The organism is Mesorhizobium sp. WSM4823 (assembly GCF_055811195.1).
This window is the reverse complement of record NZ_JBVVQL010000006.1, coordinates 99947-118481: the sequence shown is the minus strand read 5'-3', so window position 1 is coordinate 118481 and position 18535 is coordinate 99947. Positions and strand designations below refer to the sequence as shown.

Annotated in this window: 16 protein-coding genes; 1 reads left to right on the top strand and 15 read right to left on the bottom strand. The window is 60.7% G+C overall.

The genetic code is table 11. The features are described from left to right. Positions 1-3 precede the first annotated feature (3 nt). The 12 genes from AC0L26_RS17500 to AC0L26_RS17445 all read right to left on the bottom strand — a co-directional run bounded on the left by AC0L26_RS17500 (position 4) and on the right by AC0L26_RS17445 (position 14161). Positions 4-2469, bottom strand: a complete 2466-nt coding sequence (locus tag AC0L26_RS17500) for an SGNH/GDSL hydrolase family protein (protein ID WP_473633665.1) — start codon at positions 2467-2469, stop codon at positions 4-6. 153 nt (positions 2470-2622) lie between these two features. Continuing rightward, the gene (locus AC0L26_RS17495; protein WP_473633664.1) at positions 2623-2970 is read right to left on the bottom strand and encodes a VanZ family protein; all 348 of its coding nucleotides are present in this window, start codon (positions 2968-2970) and stop codon (positions 2623-2625) included. A 258-nt stretch (positions 2971-3228) separates the two neighbouring features. Beyond that, positions 3229-3669 (bottom strand): hypothetical protein, encoded by a 441-nt coding sequence (locus tag AC0L26_RS17490; protein ID WP_473633663.1) that lies wholly within the window; start codon positions 3667-3669, stop codon positions 3229-3231. Then, positions 3669-6194 (bottom strand): hypothetical protein, encoded by a 2526-nt coding sequence (locus AC0L26_RS17485; RefSeq protein WP_473633662.1) that lies wholly within the window; start codon positions 6192-6194, stop codon positions 3669-3671. The genes AC0L26_RS17490 and AC0L26_RS17485 overlap by 1 nt, the downstream gene beginning before the upstream one ends. Next, positions 6195-6725, bottom strand: a complete 531-nt coding sequence (locus AC0L26_RS17480) for a hypothetical protein (protein ID WP_473633661.1) — start codon at positions 6723-6725, stop codon at positions 6195-6197. A gap of 2 nt (positions 6726-6727) precedes the next feature. Then, positions 6728-7387: a hypothetical protein gene (locus tag AC0L26_RS17475; protein WP_473633660.1), complete on the bottom strand. Its 660-nt coding sequence runs from the start codon at positions 7385-7387 to the stop codon at positions 6728-6730. Between the two features lie 210 nt (positions 7388-7597). Next, positions 7598-10054, bottom strand: coding sequence for a phage tail protein (locus tag AC0L26_RS17470; protein ID WP_473633659.1), 2457 nt, complete (start codon positions 10052-10054; stop codon positions 7598-7600). Then, positions 10054-10653, bottom strand: coding sequence for a phage connector family protein (locus AC0L26_RS17465; RefSeq protein WP_473633658.1), 600 nt, complete (start codon positions 10651-10653; stop codon positions 10054-10056). The genes AC0L26_RS17470 and AC0L26_RS17465 overlap by 1 nt, the downstream gene beginning before the upstream one ends. A 300-nt stretch (positions 10654-10953) precedes the next feature. Then, positions 10954-11202, bottom strand: coding sequence for a hypothetical protein (locus AC0L26_RS17460; RefSeq protein WP_473633657.1), 249 nt, complete (start codon positions 11200-11202; stop codon positions 10954-10956). Positions 11203-11411: 209 nt separating this feature from the next. After that, positions 11412-12401: a Coat protein gene (locus tag AC0L26_RS17455; RefSeq protein ID WP_473633656.1), complete on the bottom strand. Its 990-nt coding sequence runs from the start codon at positions 12399-12401 to the stop codon at positions 11412-11414. Positions 12402-12488: 87 nt separating this feature from the next. After that, positions 12489-13397: a hypothetical protein gene (locus tag AC0L26_RS17450; RefSeq protein WP_473633655.1), complete on the bottom strand. Its 909-nt coding sequence runs from the start codon at positions 13395-13397 to the stop codon at positions 12489-12491. Between the two features lie 191 nt (positions 13398-13588). Further along, positions 13589-14161 carry a hypothetical protein gene (locus AC0L26_RS17445; RefSeq protein WP_473633654.1) on the bottom strand — a complete coding sequence of 191 codons (573 nt, stop codon included), beginning with the start codon at positions 14159-14161 and terminating at the stop codon, positions 13589-13591. 287 nt (positions 14162-14448) lie between these two features. Here AC0L26_RS17445 and AC0L26_RS17440 point away from each other — a divergent pair, with 287 nt between their 5' ends. Further along, on the top strand, positions 14449-14763 hold the full coding sequence (locus AC0L26_RS17440) for a YMGG-like glycine zipper-containing protein (protein ID WP_354487959.1): 315 nt from the start codon (positions 14449-14451) through the stop codon (positions 14761-14763). A 284-nt stretch (positions 14764-15047) separates the two neighbouring features. On the opposite strand, the gene AC0L26_RS17435 is transcribed toward AC0L26_RS17440, so the two are convergent. The 3 genes from AC0L26_RS17435 to AC0L26_RS17425 form a co-directional block, all read right to left on the bottom strand. Then, entirely contained in the window at positions 15048-15332 is a 285-nt protein-coding gene (locus AC0L26_RS17435) for an SMI1/KNR4 family protein (protein ID WP_473633652.1), read from the bottom strand. A 172-nt stretch (positions 15333-15504) separates the two neighbouring features. Beyond that, entirely contained in the window at positions 15505-15933 is a 429-nt protein-coding gene (locus AC0L26_RS17430) for a hypothetical protein (protein ID WP_473633651.1), read from the bottom strand. Further along, entirely contained in the window at positions 15933-18395 is a 2463-nt protein-coding gene (locus tag AC0L26_RS17425) for a hypothetical protein (protein WP_473633650.1), read from the bottom strand. Before AC0L26_RS17425 ends, AC0L26_RS17430 begins: the two co-directional genes overlap by 1 nt. Positions 18396-18535 lie beyond the last annotated feature (140 nt).

The following is an 18535-nucleotide window of genomic DNA, read 5'->3' as shown; positions in this document are numbered from 1 at the left end:
AGATCAAGTCCCGAAAAAGCCGGAACGGACCAGCCACCGCAGAGCCTCCGCCACGAAAGCGGCATACCGAGCACCGCCGAAACCGTTAAGATGCAGTTGGTCAGACATATACAGCAATGGGGTGAAGTAACCGATACCGCTCTTGCCGCCGACGTCGACACAGGGCCAGCCGGTCAAGTTCGCGACGTCCCGAACCGCTTGCATGAACTGGCCCAGGGTGTTCCCTTGGCCGTTGACCCTCAATATCTTGTGGGTCGCGTGGCCGGGTCCGCCGCTGAAAGGCGTGATGAACACGATCTTTGCACTCGGTGCTTGCGCCCTGATGGCCCCAACAGCAGCGAAGAGCGCTCCATAGAAGGAGGTTTCTTTTGTGATGTCGTTTAGCTCGCCGAGTGTGCATTCCTGCGCGCCGAAGTCGTTGATGCCCGCTTCTAGGGTGACGAGCTCCGTATCGGCTGGAATGTTGGCAATCTGGTCAAAGATGCCGAAGCTAGGATAGGCTGTGTTCGACGCACCCAGTGCCGCGCCGCCGACACCGAGATTTGTCTCAAGCATACCGGTCTGTTCGGCCAGTGGATCGGTGTACTGGTTCTGTGCGGTGATGCTGGAACCTAGGGCCGCCCACTTCTTGCCGATAAGCTCTGTGCTACCATCATCATAAGATCCTCCACCGATGTCGGCCGGGTCGGATAGGATGCCCAAGTAGAGGCTATCGTTGGGGCGTGCCGTTGTGCCCACGCTGCGTGTCCACGGCACAATCGAAAGGTTTTCCGGAAATACATTGAGGTTCGGCCCGCCGTTAACCTTGAAGACCGATGACTGCACATGCAGTCCGGACACGCCGTCACCAACATAGGGGTGGCCTCCTGTAGCAGAGAATATCCGGTGCTGCGGGTTCATGCCGCCAGCAACATCTACCTCTTGATTTATCTTGATCTTGTACCATGAATTGCCAAGCGGGGTGATCGAGGCTGTAGCCGGCAACGGAAACGTCGGGTTGACTGTAAGGGATCCTACTTCGAGATTGACCGTCACATCATACCGAGCGCCTGAGTTGGAGAACAGGTTGAGCCGGGCACGTTCATCACGCTTTGCAATAACTTCGATCTCGACATCATCGCCGATAACAAGTCCCGCACGGGGTTGCCAGAAGGCCGGGCTTCCCGAACCTACCGGTTCCACCAGCTTGGTTGCCGTGAGCCTGCCGTTGATCAGCACGTCCAGTTGGTTCACGATGTCTTCAAGTGCTGGGATAGCAAGCGCCTCTGGCGTGGTCGTGTTGATCACGTCTACAAGGTTCTGTCTAGTGAAGGTCAGGCTCGTCGGATCGCTACTCGGGAACAGGTTGGCGGTCGTTCCCTGCTTCCGGATGAGATGCTTGCGGACGTATATTCCAGACACGCCATCGCCTGTGTAGGCGGTGGGTGATATGCGGCACTGTGCGCTGCTAGATACACTTGCGGTAATCTGTGCAGTCACCTTTAGCTCGTAGAACCGACCACCGAGGGCTGTGGCAATGGCGCTGACCAGATTGGCCCCGCCAGAGGCAATGATGGTCCCTTCCAAGAGATTGAGCGTAGCATTGTACGCCGCCCCCGGCACCGTGCTGATAATCTGGACAGTCCCGCGTTCATCCGCCCTGGCCTCGACTATATGCTCAAGGATGTCACCATTGACGTATGAAAAGTTGGCTCTGTAGAGAGACGGGTTGATACCGGCCCCGGCTGCCTCGATAAGCTTCGCAGTCGGGACACTTAGCCCTCCGAGCATCGCTAAGCCATCGACAGTCGATGTAGTCGCGTCGAGCGCCGCCTTGCTCGGATAGCTAGCGATCAGCGTCGCGACGCCGGCGACGTTCTTACACATCAAGGCATAGGTCGAAACGCCATCGCCTTTGACGATGAAGAACTGCCCATTGACCGTTGCGGCAATGCCGAGCGCTGTGGTGTCATAGATGACGCCACCAGCAGCGGCGGCAGCCTGTCCTGCAAACGCAGCCGCTGAAACGACATCGGCGGCGGTCGCCGTACGGTCGGCGGCGGTCAGCCCAACATTTGTTGTTGAGATCGCGGCTGCGTCGATAGCGACCTCCGCTACTCCCTCGATATCAGGAGGCAGGAATGGAATGATCGTGATTGGGTCATTGCCGATCACCGGCTCATCAGTGGTGAACGAAAACACCCGGTCGGCATTGGCGGTCCCGATCTGGGTATGGACTGTCGTACCCTTCTGCATTTCGCGCGAGGCGCGCGCATCGGCGGCGCGGTACCAAGTCCCTTCCGAGGCGGTGTAAATGCCATTCTGTCTTGCGTCGGTCTGGTTCTTGACCAGCACTCGATCGCCGACTTCGGTCATGACACCGTCGATGGTTTTGAGTCCCTGGAGGATAATGTTGGCCGTGGTCGCCAGGCGCACGGGTTCGCGTTCGCCGGTCAGAAGTCGAACGGCGGCAGTTGCAGGTCGGGCCATCAGGCTTGCTCCATGAAAAAAGCCCCGCGAAGCGAGGCCTGAAAAGTGCTCTATGATTTCAGCGCGCCCGCAGGACGTGCGGGTCCATGGCGTATCCGGAGTTTAGCCGGGGTCTTGTCTCGAAAGAAAAAGGGCGCCCAAGACCGCTTCGACCTACGGCAACCCGCCAACGCGCCCCTTTGTCCAGCCGGCGATTGTCAGCCCGAACGCCATGCCGGCGCAGTCGGCAACCCAGTCGAGCACATCCAGATCGCGCCCTATCAGCTGCGCGCCCTGGAGAATCTCGATCGCCGCGCCGATAAAAGCGAGGAGAACAATCAGCCTTACCTTGTGCTCAGGCCAGCCAAGACCTCCCAAGGCCGCCAAAACGGCGAAGGCGGCGGCGTGATTGAGCTTGTCATCATGAACGGCCATGCCGAGATCCGGCAAGAACCGCACCGGCAGAAGAGCGAGCATGAGAACGCCGGCCAACGTGACCAGAAAAACGATCCTTGCCGCCATCGGATAAGAGTCTAAACGCAACAAGATAGGGACAGTCCTTCATCTGAAAAGTCGGCTGGCCTGGCATGGTCTCCCGGCCACCCGCTTGCGCGACAGTTGGAGCCTGCCATAGGCTACCATCATGACCACAATCAGACCACCGCCCGATGACAGCGCGACTGAACGCGGCCGCCCGGCGAATCAGAGCGTTTAGATCCGAAACGGGATTACTCATATATAGCAACGGCTCTACTGCGACGGGCCGCATTCTCGCAAACCTCAACGGTCCTCCTGCCCACCGTCGAACGGCTTGATGGTAGCGGAAGGGAGACCTCTTTCATCAAAGACATCGAAGACCCGCTCTGATAAGACGAGGTTAAGGTTCTTGGCGATCCCGAAATCATCCTGCCCCGCCTTCCCGTTTACCTTCAGCCACACGAAAGATGGAAGCTCTACCTCGGGCTGAAGTTCGCGGAAATCTTCGGACGTTACGACTTCCACAGGGGCGAATGTCGCTCCGGTGAAGCCGATTTTTGATAATGCGTGCGCGGCGTCTTCCGTCACAAGAAAGCATGGAAAGCTTGTTATAAGAACGTCACCGAACCATCCCTCCATCTGGTACACAAGCTTGCTTACGATAGGAGGATGTACACTTGTATCCATGACCGTACCGTCGCCTAATCCGCCAGCCACATCGGGCAGAATGTCATAGTATCTCATCATTCACCTATTGGCGGATCGAACAAATGACCGTACTTCTTGTCGATTTCGGTAACATAGTCAAGGACATTCTCACGGGTAGCATGAGGGTTTTTCTTGTAAAAGCTATCCCACTCGCTCCGAAGAACCTTAAGGTGCAAATTTATGTCGAACTCCTTTCGGACTCCACGAAGATTCTCGATTGAATTTAGCTCTTGCTCTGTAAAAAGCCCGGGATACTTTTCAAAAACTCCCTGCTCGACACCATGATGCACGACATATTCGCTTTTGTTGAGGCCAGGATTCGCGTCGAAGAAGGTTTTTCGATAGTCCTTTGATTTCGCCCATCCAACTTTCGCCCCGGCATGTTTAACAGTTGACGGGTTCCTGGCAAGCATCGCACCTAGTAGCGTGGTCTCAATGGCACTATCGGATATTTCACCGGCTCGCGTCTTCCGGCGTGGAGCTCGTGGCGAGACCGACCGAGCTAAGTCTTGTTGGAACCGAAAGGTTTCAGCGTCGACTCCGCGAACAAGCGCCTCGCCACCTTCGGCTAGGTCTGTCGGCAGCCTCGAAAATACTGAGAGTTTCTCTACCCAGGGCTTGGCAATCTTCCCGGCGGCGCGTTGCAGGGGCACGGCCACCAACTTGCCGCTAGGAATTGCCCCTGCGGCATTGAGCAGTGCTTCGCCGTAATTGCCTTCCAGCGCTGCATTTCCAGCCTTCTCCAGTGCAAACGACGTCCCCAACGGTGTGAAGTCGGCCACCGAGACGCTGTCTTCGCCGAGCCCGTCGGAACCCACGAGCTTTTGCGCGAGAAGACGCCACAGGCTCCCCCTCTCACTGTCGCCGGCTATCAATCTCCCGAGCCACTCTTGATTCGTCGGGATGTAGTTGGTGAGTTCCGCGTTTGCTGCCGATCGTCCTGGATCGACAGTGTTGGCTAGATCGAGCAGCACCATCGGGTCGACTACAGCTGCTCGGACCGACCTGTCCGCTATGCTCTTGTCCGTTTGGGACGCACTGGTCTGAAGCAAGTGGCTCAGTACCGCTTCGCGCGCTGCTTGATGCGGTAGCGCCGCGAACACATTGCGCAGCTCTGCGGTCTGGTTTTGCGGCTGGGCCTTGAGTTCGCCGACAATGTCCTCAGCGACAGAATTGGGTAGCGGCTGGGCGGTCTCAAACCCCAACTGTTGCTGGGCGGCGATAGAGCCGATGATTGCCGCCTGATAATCTTCAGGCTTCGTCAGATTGTTCCAGGCGGCATCCAGGTTAGCGAATACCTTGCGGGCATAGCCGCCCGGATCGGCCTGCCTTGCCTTGAACGTCAGGTCCGCAGCAGTGGCGATAGCGTCGTGACGCGCCTTGTCCTCTTCCGGCGTTGAACTGTCTGCCGTGGGGTCGGCGTCTTTGACCATGGCCCGCACGGCGCTATTCGACAGGTCGCGCATGCCGTGGAATTGGCGGCTGACCTCGACGGTCCTGTTGAAGTCTTGGAAGCGCTTGACGCCTTCGGTGGCGCCATAGAGAGCGACGAACTGTTCCGGCGTTGGGATCGGGCCGGAATAGGTTCCAGTGTCCCTGATGGCGGCTGGCGCATTCTGCTCAGCCAGGCTGATGCTGGTGCGTGTTTCGACTTGCCGTGTCGCGTCGGCGGCTCGGGCCTGCTGTGCCAATGCTGGGCGGTCTTCGGGCGCGATGTCGTCCCGAAAGGCCTGCGCCACGATTTCGTCCGGCGTAGGCCTGCCAACGCGGTTGCCACGCATCGCCAGCACGCCAGACCCACTCGCCTGCGGTCCACCCACCGCCTCGACGGTATCGTCCTTGGTCCTGCCGCCGTTGACCGGCTCCCCACCCAGCATCTCGGCAGCGCGCTTCGGGTCCTGGGCGATCATCGCCTGGACGAGCGCCTTGGCCGTGTTGCTGCGCCAGGCCGCTTCGGCCGCTTGCCTGGCTGCCGGATTGCCTATCTTGGCGATCAGGTCGTGCCCGCTCTGCCGGATCGCTTCGAACGTTGCGGTGTCGTTGGGATCGCTCTGCGCGATGGAGCCGGTGTAGAAGTTATCGACCTTGCTCCACTCGGCCTGCTCATACTCGTCGCGGCGCGCCTGCTGCCTGGTGGCCATCCGCGCCGAACCGGCCGCGCGCAGGATTTCTTTCTGCTTGCTGAAATTTGCGCGCTGGCCCTCGGGTATTTTCGGCAAGGTGCCATCGAAGAGCGTGTCGAACAGGCCTGGCTTGACCACCTGGCCGCTGCGAGGGTCGACCTGGCCATACATTGTGTCGTGCAGGCCGCCCCCGTCTGCCGGCGCGTTCTGGGTCGCGTCATTCTCGGCCTGCGCGATCTGGCCGTCGAACTGCCGGCGCAGGATCTCGGCGTCGAACGCTTCCTGCTGCTCTTTGCGCTGCCGATAGCGCTCGGCGACGGCCATAAGCTCGTCGCCAAAGCCTTGCATGGCCGCACCGAGCGGCGAGCCGCCGGGATAGGAAACCACGCTACCGGTATCGAGCCGACGCTGGGCAAGCTGGAGAGGGATGGTGGCCATCTAGTTGTTCCCTGCCCACGGGGCCCTGAGGGCCGAGCTGCCGAAGATCACGGCTCGGCTCGGCACCGCGCTGGCTGCCGCGCCTGGGACCGACGCCTTGGTCGGGTCCTGGATTTTGGAGAGGCCGTCGACGAGATTGCCGCCGGCCTTGAAGATCGAGGCGGCCACCGCCTGCTTGCCGGAAAAGCGCGAGATCGCGGCTTGCGTGGTGAGATTATTCTGGCGCAGCTGCGAGCCGTACTGGATCGCCTTGATGTCGAGCTGGCCCTGCCTGGCATTGGCGGCCAACACCTCGGTCGGCGAGCCTGATATGCCGACGCCCGAGGCGCCGGCCTGGGCGCGCGCCTGCGACAGCAAGAGTTCCTGCTTGTGACGCTCCTGGCTCTGTTCAAAGGCCGCGCTTTGAGCGTCGGCCTGCGCTTGCTGCTCATAGGCCTTGGCCTGATAATCGGCCATCTGCCGCGACTGCTGGCCCTCGGCCAGCGCGCCGCCGACCGAAAGAGCCGTGCCGATAAGGGCAAGTGTGCACATGGTTAGCCTCGTTCGCTGGCGGGAGTGAACTTGCTTTTGACGCCTTCCACAGGCGCGCCGAGCGCCGGGCGCGGGTCGAGTGCGCCGCCGGGGCTGAGGAAGGACAGAAGCAGTCTGTCGGCCTGGATCGCCGGCCGGCTGAGACGGGCAGGCACTGCCGCGCGCGATCCGGCCATGGCGGCGCGCCGCATGGTGGTCAGATTGATCTTCAGCTCGGCAACGCCGGCGGCGTCGAACAGGCCGTTTGCGGTGGCAATGGTGCGGCTCAAGGCATCGGCCTCGAACAATTCCTGGCGCAGCTGTTCGACCAGCCGCTGGACGGTGCGCCAGCGCGCGCCGAGCGAAGCGGCCTTGGACTTGATCTCGTCGCCAAGTGCCGTGACGTCGGCCCAAGCTTCCCTTTCGGCGGCTTCGGCGCGACGCTTGTTCGCTGCCTCTACGGTTTTCTCCAGCAGCGCGATTGCTACATTGCAGTCGGTGAGCGCGGCGCGCACCTCGCCCAGGTCGCCGTCGCCGAAGATCGCGCGATCCTCGGCCTGTTCCAGTTCCTGCTTGCGGGCCGCAGCAGTGTTGAGATCGGTGTCGAGCAAAGCGATGACGGCAGCGAAATGGTCAGCCGTCCGCGCCCTGCCGAGATTTTCGGCACGGGGGATTATGTTCACGGGGAGTTCCTTGTGGGAAAGCGATGGAGGGCGGAGCGGGTGATCTCCCCCCTCGAGGGGGAGATGGCCGGTAGGCCAGAGGGGGTCGTCTCGCGAGGAGCGTCGGCGTTCTCGCCCGCGATGGAAGCGATGGGGGCCGCGTCAGGACGTGCCGACCCCCTCTGTCGCCTTCGGCGACATCTCCCCCTCAAGGGGGGAGATCAGCGGTTGCTAAGGCTCGGCATCAAATACCGGCGTGAACGCCCGGATGGTGCAGGGCGTCGGGTTGACGTGGCGGATCTTCACTCTGCCCTGCCCTTCCCAGCTGTCGTCGATGGGTACCTCGACGTTGCCGGTGAATAGCGTCGCCCGGCCGTCTGGCGCGACGATGCTCGGCATGCGCACCTTTTCCCAGCGGCCGCGCAGGAAAGACTGCACTTCGAGCCCTGACGTGTCGGTCTCGAGCAGCGACAGCATCACCTTGGCGACCTTCTTGCGGCGGCCGACAATCGAACCGTCGCGGCCGCCGACATCGAGTTCCAGCGTGTTGGCCTCGCAGTGGTAGCCGAGCCCTACCTGCCATTTCGCAGCCAGGGCGCCGCCCGGCAGCGCCACCTGGCCGGCAGCGACGGGCAGGCCTTTATAGACCTTGCCGCCGGCCAGCACGTCGACGCTCTCGCCGTCGAGATGATCGAGCCCGGAGACTGCGTTGACGGCGGCCCCCGAATAGGTCAGGCCGCAATCGACCTGAAAGGCGTCGTCGATGCCGCCATATTCGAACGGCGCCGTCATGATCTCGATGGTGCGCTTGGTCACGCCGCCGATGCTGCGCTTGACGAACAGCCAGATATCGTCGGCGCCGTTCTGGCCTGGCGTCACAACCGCACTTTCAACGATCGCCCATTCCGAACCAGTAAAGGCGCCACCGAGGTGATGCCGGTGCATGCCGCGCACGTCCTGCGACGGCTGGTGCGTGTAGCCCCCGAGCTCACCATTTTCGAGCGGGAACCACAGCACCGGGTCGGGGTCGGTCTGGAACGCCAGCTCGACGACGCCTTGCTTGGGAATATGCTCGGAGATCTGGCCGATGTCGTCGGAGGTGAACTTATTGACCGAGGTCTGCACCAGCTCGGCGATCGATTTGCGGCTGCGGGTGACATAGAGGAACGACTGCCCGGCAGCGACCGGGCGGATGCGGGCGCAGCCGAAGGTGCGCGAATTGCGGTTCTTGAACGAGGACGGCGTCAGCGCCTCGTCGATGCCGGAGCCCGACAGCGCCCGGATGCCGCCTGATGTGCCGATCAAAAGCGCGCCGTCGGAATCGGCGATCCAGACGATGTCGTTGGCCTGGCCGCCGCCGGCCTGGACGAATTCCAGCGCGGCGTCATCCTTCTCGCCCAGCGCAAAATTGTCGAAGTCGCCGGTCGCCGACGCATAGACCGAAAATCTGCGGCTGAAGGCCAGCCGTTCCTCATGGAGCGAACCGCTTTCGACATATTTTCCGGGCACGAATGTCCCGAGCCGCCAGCGGGTAATTGGGCTAAGGTCGGGCAGCGCATGTCCATAAAGCTGGATGGTGACGACCGTGCCGCTGGTCCGGCTGATGATCTTCGCCCAGCGCCAGCGGCCGTCAGAGCCCAGCAAGCGGACAGCCCGCCCGACATCGCTGTTTTGAAAACCAGCATCGTCATTTATCCCGACGATCGAAGAGGCTGTGAGATTGAACGGCGTCTGGCTCGCCGCCGCCTTGTTCATGGTCACTTCGGCGAACTGGGACGATCCTTGCCCGTTGACGCTCAACCAACGGAAGCGGTGATATTCGAACGCCGCTTTGTTGAAGAACTCGTAATATCGCGTCTCCCCACCAAACCAGCCGGATTGCCCGGTCTGGCTGTCAAGCGCCGTCCATGTAGAGCCGTCGTTCGAACCTTCAATCTTCCACGAAACAGGCTGGCGGCCAACATTGACGCTGTCTGTTGCGGTGACATAGTAGGCGTCGACGATGACCTGTGCCCCGCCAGCTTGTTGATATCCAACAAAGCCGGATGTTACTCCGCTCCATTCAACGTCGGTGCCGACGTCCTTGTCGAAAGCCTCCCATGCATCGGCCGCCGCGCTGGTCGATGTAACAGTTCCCGATGGTGAGATGAGACCCGTCATCGCCGGTGTCAGCGAACCGTAATCGGCCGGCGTCAGCGTCGTCGAGGTATCGTTGATCGGGTCGTAGGGACCGTCTTCAAATTGGTAATCCTCCAGCGTCCATGTCGTGTGCGCTGTCCTGGTCAGCACCTTCAGCGGATAGTCCTTGTGGCTGATCCACATCTGGTCGGCCGATTGCAGATAGGCGAGATCGAAGAGGTCGGCTTCCGCATAGGGTGAAGCGAGCTCGACCGTGCCAACGCGGGCGCCATATGCATAGACCCGGATATAGAAATCGCCGAACTCCAGGCAGTAGGCCTGCTCCGAGGAGAAGATGAACGGGATGCCGCGTGTTGTCTTGGCCGCGTTCTTTACCTCGCCGACGAATATGGTGCCGCCGCGTTTCCTGATGCCGCCATGCGGCAAGGTCACGAAGTTCTCGCATTTGGAAAGCGCTGCCCGATAAAGATCGAGCGAAGCGCGCGCGTGCAATCGCGGACTGATCTCGCCACGAACGAATGTGTCCTGGACCGGATAGAGCGTCGTCATCAGCGCACACACCTGATATCGCCGCGCTGGATCGCCCAGGACGATGTCGAAAGCCTGCAGCCACGCTGGATGGCGTTGGCGTGGAACGCCGCGTCGAGCGCCCGGTCATAGGCGCCGCGGGCGATATCGATCATGCCGCTCTTGTGGGTCAGCGGATGCGCGATCTTGATGGCGAGCGCTGCAACCAGCACTTCGGTGAACAGCGCGTCCCAGTCGTTCGGATCGGTCAGATTGGCGACGTAGCGGATGAGGCGCGGCCCCGGCTGGTCGCAATAGATCAGCCCGGCTTCTTGCCGCCACGAGATCGGCACGCCGTCCGGCTCGCCATTGTGGGACAGCGGCAAGGGCCGCAGACAGTCCACGGGCAATTCATAGGCAAAGTTCAGCGTGCCCTCGCCGCTGCCGGTATCGGACCCGGCGACGGCAGCCGCCAGGATGGCGAACACCCAGGCGTGTTTCGTCAGTTCCGCCTCCCGCGTCAGGTCGAAATGCAGATTGAGCAAACGCGCGGGTTTCACATCTTGGTCAAGTGAATCGATCGGTGCCTCATCGAGGACGCCAAGCGCCATGTTGGCGATGTCGAGCGGGGTGATGGCCATGGTTTAAGGGCCTCCGTCAGTGTGGATCGGGAAAGGCAGGGCATGGCGGCCCCACGGCAAAAAGCCGCTTCGTAGCGGCTGGGGATTTGGAATTTTTGGCTTGAGCAAAACGTTCGCACGTCTTGTGCGAGGAACCCGTCACGATACCGACCACCCGTCAGGAACGGGTGACTCGGGCAGCATTTTTGGTCCCTTGTGCCCGTTCGAGCACAGAAAAAGACGATTTATATTAGGGCTATTGCAGTTTCACGATGTCGCCGCGCAACGCGGCGATGACTTGCGGCCTGAAATCCCGCGGCATCAGCCGAGGCGTGCGCTCGTCGAGATCCGCCCTGCTTCGGTTGGCTCGGCAAAAGCGCTTGCTTGCAGCTTGCCAGTGCTCCTCGCCATCGCCAAACCCTTGTCCAGAGCATCTTGAAGACTTGTCGTGTAATAGGCGGTGTTTTCCAAACCGCTGAAGAAGTTTATGCGGTGAACTTCCCCCTTTTTGCTCATGACAATGCCCGCTTTTCGGAGCACTTCCTGAACTGCCTTGTATGTCATGTTCATCATCACCCCCTTTGCAAGACAAGCAAGCATCGCCCTTTTGTGTAACCGTTCGGTGACGGCGATTGGTCGACGTGCAACAGCAGTGTAGCCAGATCCAAAACTCGGATCACTTTGGGCAGCACGGCGCGCGAATTTCGGATTCGCCAAAATGGCCGGTCTAGCGCCCAGAAGGGGCGGAGATTCTGAGGCCCCGCCCCTTCTGACTCCGCTCAGGCCTCGGTCGTCCTCAGCGCGATGAAGGTCATGTTCTTGACGCTCGACGCCGTGCGGTCCCAGTTCGCCGCCAGCGCCAGCTCGGCGTCAGTGGCGAATTCACCGGCCGAGGAGGCGTCGAGGAAGCGCGTGCCCGGAACGTGCGGGACGAAGTGCCGGCGGCCGACCATTTCGGTGACGCCGCCGCCATGGCCCTGGCGCGGCTTGCGGTCGAACTCCAGCGGCCCGCCTTCGGTGTTGACCGGCAGCTCGTTCCACAGGATCGCCTTGTCCTTGAACATGAAGGCGGTGTAGACGCCCGCCGCCACCGGGATGTCGTCATCGACGACGGCCCGCAAGCCCATGTAGTACGGAATCAACGGCCCGCCCTGCTCGGAGGGCGGCACATAGTCGATGAGGTCGGCGAGTTTCAGCACCTTCATCTGCTTCGAATGCATCCAGATCGTCTTGAACTTGTCGGCGCGGTCGCCCATCAGATAGGCGGCCTCGATGATGTCGGTGTCGACGATGGAGGCGCCGGTCGTGCGGACCAGGTCGCCCGCATCATTGGCGATGTTGTCAGCCAGCACTCCTTTCAGGATGCCGAGCAGCGTCAGCTTGTTGGCACGCTGCCAATAGTCGGTCTGGCGGCGCACGATCAGCTTCTGCGGGTCGTCGCCGGCCAGGATCGAGGTCAGGTCAGGAATGCCCCACGCCTGGGCGCGGACATTGCGGGCAGCGACCTCGCGGCGGGCGCCGATCTTCTTCATCTCGATCGAATCGGCCGGATCGTCGTTGACCGGCTCGGACGGATCGTTGCCGAGATCCTTCCAGCCGGGCATGTCGACGGAACGGCCGGCCATGGAAAGCTTCGAGGCGATGGCCGGGTCGGAAAACAGGATCCCGGCCTGGTAGATCTCAAGCGACTGGACGTGCTCCTCGAACGAGTATTGTGCATAGACGGACGGAACGATTGCGTCCGCGATACGGGTATAGGCCTCTGCCATTTTTGTCTTCCTTCAGGTTTGGTGGGGGGCGGCTAGACCATGATCCCGAAAAGTGGGAACCGGTTTCGCTGGAGATCATGGTCCAACTTAGAGGGGGTTGTTGGGCATCCACAGGTCGGGGTTTTCCCCGGCCTCGCGTGCCAGCCGGCGGGCGCGGGCGGGGTCGCTTTTGACGAGGGCTGAGATATCAGTCAGGTTGCGTTCGCCGGCGGCGTTGCGCTTGAAGGGATTGCCTCCACTCAGAGCCGCGCCACCGTCGATCGTGTCTTCTCTAAACATCGCCTCGCCTATGGCGTGGAACGCCTTGGCGATTTGCGGATCGGTCAAGGCGCCGTCAGGCAGGAGGATACCCTTCGCCTTATAGGCATCGACCAGGCCGAGCTTCTTCATCGCCCGGTTGGCGACCTCCAGTCTCTGGCGGAAGCCGTCGCTGTCGGTCGGTCCCCAATCGCGGACCAAGTCGTCGTGAGTGGCTTCGACCGACCGGGCAAGGGCGATCTGCTGCACCTTGGCCTGCTCGGCCATGTAGCCCACGAAGCGGTCATGATAGGCTTGCGCCACCTTTGGGGTGGCACCTGCTTCGACCGCCCAGGCCTTGGAGGCATTGGCGAGCTCATCCGAATAGGCGAAGTTTTCGGGAAGCCCGTCGGGGCGCCTGTACTCGACCTTTTCAGGCGATGTCAGCGGACGCATCGCCTCAGGCAACCGGGCATGGAACCTGTCCCAGTCTTCCCCAGGTGCGTCCGCCGCGGGAACGCGCAGGCTCTCACCCTGCAGCCGCTCCAGCTCCGCATAGGATGTGAAAACCCGATCGAGGCTTGCAGGCTTGGTCCAGCCCTTGGTTTCAGCAAGCTTGCGGTTGCCTTCGGAAAGACCGTCAAACCAACTTTTTGCGGCCGGCGGGGCGGACCCGTTGTCCCCGTTGGCCGGTGGCCGTACTGGGTTGCCCGCCGGTGGCAAAGCCACCACGGACCCGACGTCTGCCAGATCTGTCATGAGATGTTCCTTTGTTGAGAATTAAAGGCAGGCGATGAGGCACCGGCGGCGAAGCGTGGTATCTCCCTCCTCGAGGGGGAGATGGCGCGCGTGGAACGCCGACCTCAGATGTCGCCGGAGGTTACGCTCAGTCGCACCGACCCCTCTGTCGCCTTCGGCGACATCTCCCCCTCAACGGGGGAGATTAGCGCCTAGACATTATCGCCCCAGTTCTCCCACAGCAGCGTGATCGTGCCGGTGATGGCGATCGTGCCATCGGCGTCGATGTCGGTGCCGGTGGCGAAGGCGAGGTTCAGGTAAAGATCGACCGGCGTCGCAGTCCCATCGAGCGTCAACGCCGCAACCACATCGGCGACCGACGCGGTTGATAGTGCAACACCGGCGCCGTCCAGCGTGCGGCCGGTCGCGGCCAGAACGTTGACCATGGTGCCCGCGAGAGCAGCGCTCGACGCCGGCGCCGACCCGAGCGACCAGGTGAGTGCCGCATTGTCGTTGATGGTCGAGGCGCGGGTGGTCAGCACGGCGAATTGCAGCCTTGCGGTGCCACCCTTGATGCGCACCTTGCCGCCGAGAAAATCGAAAAGCTTCTGACTGGCATAGGCAAGCGCATCGGTGACCGGCACTTGCATGGCGTTGAACGAAAAAACGGTGCGGTATGCGCCGCCCTGCCCGCTCGTTCTGGCGGCAAGTCCGGATTTGGGCGGGGCAAAGCCGGCCTCGCGGGCCGCGGCACGGGAAAGCGTCCGGGAAAGACCTCGGGTCATGGCAGTCTCCATTCTTGGGGGATTTGGGGGCTCGGCTGGACTCGCCGCAGGCGGGTTCGTTGCGGCCGGAGCCTGATTCATTTCGATAGAGCCAGCTCTATCATCTTGTTAAACCATGATTTTTATGATTTTTTTATTTGACCATGATCTTTCCGAACGGGAAGCCTCGTTCATCAAGACGAAAGAAACCATGTCTTATTTCGTGAGGCGCGGTGCCCCCGTTCCGCCGCAATGCGCCCGCACTTGGGAATTTATTCGGCCCTTCGGGCTTAAAAGGAGGACTTTACATGATTAAGAAAGCCATTGCCGCCGCGCTTCTGACTGCCGTGCTGGCAGGGTGTGCGCAGACCGAAGGCCAGCAGAGAGCCGGAACCGGCGCGTTGATCGGCGGCGCCGGCGGCGCGCTCGTCGGTCAGGCGATCGGCGGCAACACCAAGAGCACCGTCATCGGTGCAGCCAGCGGTGCTCTTTTGGGTGCGGTCGTCGGCAGTGCGACCACGCCGCAGCGGCGCGGCGAGCAGCTTTGCCGCTACCAGGATCGCAACAGCGGCCGCATCTACACCGCACCTTGCGACGACCGCTACTACGACGGCAATTATTGAGCGTAGCCCCCTTCTCCCCGTTCACGGGGAGAAGGTCCCGACAGAGGGACGAGCGGCAGCGCAAAAATTCTGAAATGCTGGCACCGCCCCTCACCTGCCCTGCCGGCATCCTCCCCGTAGGTTCGTGGGCTTGCAAACCGAAGCGGGCCTCCGCAGGGTCAATGCTCCCCGCACCCTACCCATCCGTCCGTGCCGCCTTTTCCAGTGCCGCCTTACGCTGAATTTCGATAGTTCGATTCCAGAAGCGCACCGCTTCAAAATGCTCTTGTCTGGTCAACCAGATCTTATTCTCCAAACTGACTGGATCGCCGCCAACCGCAATTCGATGCGAACAAGAGGATGCCTGGTGCGTATTTTTCAACCTCATATTCTCGATTGAAGTCTACCAACTCTTCGGCTTTGAAAAAAATTATATAGCTGTCGCCGATGAATCCTTCACCTCCATTATGCTCCTTAAGGAAATCGGTGTAATCCTTGGGCAGCGCCACTCCCAGGTTTGCGGAGAGGCCATCGACAACTGCGGCTTCAGCCGGTGGATCGAAACGTCCCTCAGTTAGACTATATCCCATTCTATCCTCCCAGGTCCTTCAGCAACTGATCCACCACGGCGTACCCTGTTGTCGATGAACATCGCGAGGCAGAACGATCTTGTTGGAGGAGTCGATCGGACTGCCACCAAACTTCACTGGATTGACTTCATGCATATCCACTGCAGTGCGCGAACTAAGGCGACAATAGCGCCTACCGACCGTCGTAAGGCTCAACCGTCGCGGATGGGATACCAAAGTCGTCAAGTAGATCCAGCACGCGCTTGGAGATGACCAGACGCAGATCGCCAGCAATGCCGAAATCATCATGACCTGCCTTCCCATCCACTTTCAACCACACGAACTGCGGGAGTTCTACGTGGGGCTGCAGTTCCAGGAAGTCTTCCGACTTCGTGATTTCGGCGTGAGCAAAGTTCGCACCAGAGAAGCCGATGTTCTGCAAGGCTTGTTTGACTTCAGCCACGACGAGAAAGCACGGGAAGGTCGTTATGATAACATCGCCGAACCAACCTTCCATTTGGTAGATCAGTTTGCTTACAACAGGGGGATGAACGCTTGTGTCCAAGATGGTGCCAGGGCCAATTCCGCCGGCGACGTCGGGCTTTATGTAAAAATATTCCATCATTCACCTACGGGAGGATCAAAAAGATGACCGTATTTTTTATCAATCTCAGTTATGTTATCAAAAACTTCTCGGCGGGTTGCCACTGGATGACTCCTCAAGAAATCATCCCAGTCGCCTCTAATAACTTTCTTGTGTAAATTTACGTCAAATTTTTTGTGTATCCCGCGCAAATTCTCGATTGAGTTCAATTCTTCTTCAGCAAACAAACCTGGATATCGATCTAGGATCTGCCGCTCGAACCCATGGTGAACCACGTAGTCGCCGGGGTTTAGATGCGGATTTCGACCAAAGAATGTTGCGCGATAGTTTTTTGAAAGCTCCCATCCTACTGTTGCTCCGTTATATCTAACTCGTGCCGGATCCCTGGCCAGCATTGCGCCTAATATTGCATTGTCAAATGAGCGTTGGGATTTTGGCACCGGTGGAAAGGCGGAGCTAGCTAGCCCTTGCTGGTATCGGAGTGTGTCGGCGTCCACACCGCCAACAATTGCGTCGCCTTCCTCAGCTAGCTCGCCGGTCCGCCTGTTGGCAACGAGGCCTTCGGCGCGCTTCGCGGCTCCAGAACCGACCGATTCGATTGCGCCCAGTATTCCTTTCTCGACGGTAGCAGCTCGACCAGCCCCGGGCCACGGTATCGACCAGCTCAATGCATCAGACCCCTGATGCATCATCAGGTTCTCGACAGGATTCGACGACTCGTAATAGGCATCCTTGTAGTCTGGAGGGCTGATCGTTCCTCCGGACATGCCGTAGGCAACCCAATCATTTAAGTTGGCCAGGGCGATCCCTGCATTGGCAGCTACCTTGCCAAGGGCTTTCCCTTCTGATGCCAACACCGAAAGTGTCGACGGGGCCTTGTACCCGTATGCATCTGGAATGATCCAGCCCAGACCGGCATCGGCCAGTTGCCGGGCCACGGCGGCCCGAGCGACAGCGCCGGACGTTCCCGCAAGCAGTGCGCCTACCTTCGCATTTTTGTCCTGCTGGTATGCAATGCGGCTGTCATAATTATCGGAGAGATCACGGATAATGGACAGCGGCACAGGCTGGATGTTCTCAATGCCCAACTGTTCCTGCGCGGCGACAGACATGGCTATCGCTCTGCCATAGGCGTCCTTGTCATAGCCGTTTGGATCCTCGAGCCCACCGCCGATCACGGCTTTCCAAGCGGCATCGACATTAGGAAACACGTTGCTGACGTAGCCCCCGGCATCGGCTCGTCTGTGATTCATCACCAGCTCTACTGCCGCGGCAGTCGTCTCACGGTGCGCCTGGTCTTCCCGCGAACTGTTCGGCCCGGAATCGGCATCGCGAAGGGCGGCATGGATCGCCTGGTTCGGCATGAGGCGCATGCCGAAAACCTGACGACCGACATCGGCCCGCCAGTCGAAATCCTGGAAACGCTTGTCGCCCTCGTCGAGTCCATAGGCGATCCTGAAGGCATCCCGGCCAGGCATCTTGCCGGAATAGGCGCCGGTCCTTGCGATGGCGTCTGGCGCGTTCTGCTCGGCCAGACCGATGCTGGCGCGAATCTCAACCTGCTGAGCCGTTTTGGCCGCCTCCGCTTGTCGAACCAGCGCTGCCTGTTCCTGTTGTGGAAGATCGTCTCTAAACGCCTGCGCTACACGCTCATCTGGCGTCCGCTTTCCAACGCGGTCACCTTTCCCGATAGCTGCCTTTGAGCTGCCCGAGACAGAGCTGCCGGCCGCTTGGGTCGTATCGCTGGCGGCATCTCCGCCGAAGGACTCGGCCGGCGTCCCGACACCAAACATCTCCAGGGCACGCTGCGGGTCCTTGGCAATCAGCGCCTCGAAGCGCGCCTTCGCGGCGGTGCCGAACCAGTCCTTCACCTTCTGCTGCCTGATCTGCGGATCGAGCCCCATCTTGTCGATCAGATCGAGCCCGTTCTGGCGAGCCGCTTCGAAGGTGACAATGTCGTCGGGATTGGCCTTGCCGATGGCGATGGCATTGGTCTGCAGTACCCTGTCGACCTGGGCTTGCTCATAATCCTGGCGCCGCTGAAGCTGCCGCTGCGCCATGCGCTGCGCGCCAACCGCGCGCAGCGCTTCCTTCTGTCTGGCGAAATTGGCACGCTGGCTCTCGGGCATGTTCGGCAAGGCATCGTCGAATAGCTTGTCGAACAGACCGGCTTTGACCGCCTGGCCAGTGCGCGGATCGACCTCGCCATACATCGCGTCATGCAGCCCGGCGCCATCGGGCGGCCCATTCGCCGCCACCTCGTCTTCCGCCTGCACGATCTGGCCGTTGAACCGGCGACGCGCGAGTTCGGCGTCGAAGGCCTCCTGCTGCTCTTTCATCTGCTGGTGGCGCTCGGCGACAGCGGAAAGCTCGTCGCCAAAACCCTGCATCGCCGCGCCGATTGGCGATCGCTGTGGGTATTGCACCACCGTGCCGGTATCGAGCCGGCGCTGCGCCAGTTGGAGAGGAATGGTCGCCATTTGATTGTTCCCTGCAGTGGCGCCGCGCCGGAGACCGCGGCGCTGTGCCGGCGGACCGGCCAGGTGCCGCCGCTTTCGCGAGTCATGAATTTTGGGGAGGTCGCCAATGACGGCGCCATTGGCCAAACAGGCTTGGGCTT